The organism is Paucibacter sp. B2R-40, from assembly GCF_025717555.1.
GTDB lineage: Bacteria > Pseudomonadota > Gammaproteobacteria > Burkholderiales > Burkholderiaceae_C > Paucibacter_A.
The window spans coordinates 1-1,419 of sequence record NZ_JAJIRP010000027.1; the positions used below are offsets into that span (position 1 = coordinate 1).

Annotated in this window: 2 protein-coding genes; both read right to left on the reverse strand. The window is 57.6% G+C overall.

Features of this window, described 5'->3' with window-relative positions:
- Positions 1–126: 126 nt before the first annotated feature.
- Positions 127–693 (reverse strand): hypothetical protein, encoded by a 567-nt coding sequence (locus tag LNV09_RS24590; protein ID WP_263559698.1) that lies wholly within the window; start codon positions 691–693, stop codon positions 127–129.
- 122 nt (positions 694–815) lie between these two features.
- The coding region (locus tag LNV09_RS24595; RefSeq protein WP_263559699.1) for a hypothetical protein at positions 816–1,419 on the reverse strand (604 nt) is incomplete at its 5' end.

The following is a 1,419-nucleotide window of genomic DNA, read 5'->3' on the forward strand; positions in this document are numbered from 1 at the left end:
CATGTGGTCTTGCGCTCTAACGTTCGAGCTGAGGGGCCGAAGCCAGCTGGCCGCGCGAAGCTGAAAATATACAGGCAGCATAGCGCGGCCAGCTGGCGGAGGTCCACTCGAGCGACCGGTTAGGCCTCACTGCAGCGTCTCGGAGTAAATAGAAACATGCGATGCACCGGCATTGAAAACCAGCTCGATGAACTCTCGTAGCGCCCCCACTGGTGCAGAGCCAAAGTCGATTGTGAGAAGGGTGCTACCGTCCACTGGGTCCTCTCGGACGATGGAGTGGATGACGCCTTGCAAACCGTGTTCGTCTTTGGGTGATTGGTCTTCTAGATCTAGCCACTTCATCGCCCAATCTTCAACGGGCTCGGCTGGCATTGTCGTGTTGATCTGGATTCCGATGTCGTTCCACACAAAGGGGCTGACGGCAGCAGTCACACCTTCGGTGATCTCCACGCCAAAAGGCTCGAAGCTGAGATGTGTTGAGGGATTAACTTCCTGGATTATCGGAGCGCCATCCTTATTCGCCGCCATGTCTGCCCTGTACAGACGATAAGGTCGTGCCGCGTCTCGCTGTAGTTCGAACATGACCTCAGGCGCGGAAGGCTGATGCTCGCCCGTGAACGCGGTCAGTGATCCACGCAGCGCTTCCAAGTAACGTTCGCGTACTGCAGTGGCGAGCGCGAGAAGGTCGTTCATGTGAAGCCTAACGTTCGAGCTGAGGGGCCGCAGCCAGCTGGCCGCGCGGAGCTGAAAATATACAGGCAGCGCAGCGCGGCCAGCTGGCGGAGGTCCACTCGAGCGACAGGTTAGCCATCGCCTTAGCCCGGCGGCGCGGAGAAGACTACGCGCGAAACCTTGCCCTCTTCAAAGTGAAGCGTGAGGTACTGCGGTAACTCACAAGTGCATTCGGCGTTGAACACCCATACGTCTGGTCCGGTAGTCTCTGCAGGCAGTCCAAGGTTGGCCTGGACTTCCTCTCGGGTTGAACCAAGCCTCAAGGCATGCCAGTTTCCAAATCCTTCGCTGGACTCAAGGCTCTTTGTGACCGCGCGGACGCGCTCGCCTTTTGTGAGGTGGTGACTTACGCCATGCTCCAACGCAATTTCGCCAACGACTCCATCCGTGAAGGTGGATATCTTCATAGTCATCTTCGCGCCTGAGTCCACGTAGTATCGGACGCCTTCAGATTCTTTGGGCCTGTGTGCACCGTGACCAAGCAATCGAACGACGTGCTTGTCTTGCGTTGTTCCTGCTACAACTCCCGCGTAGTGCATGGGCCAACAGAACGTCCCGGGCTTTGGAGCAATTTCCTCCGCGGCCAAACCAACGTCTGGGATCGTCAGGAGGATCAGCATGAGCAGGTGGAAAACCATGTTTTTGCGATGGCTAACGTTGAAGCTGAGGGGCCGCAGCCAGCTGGCC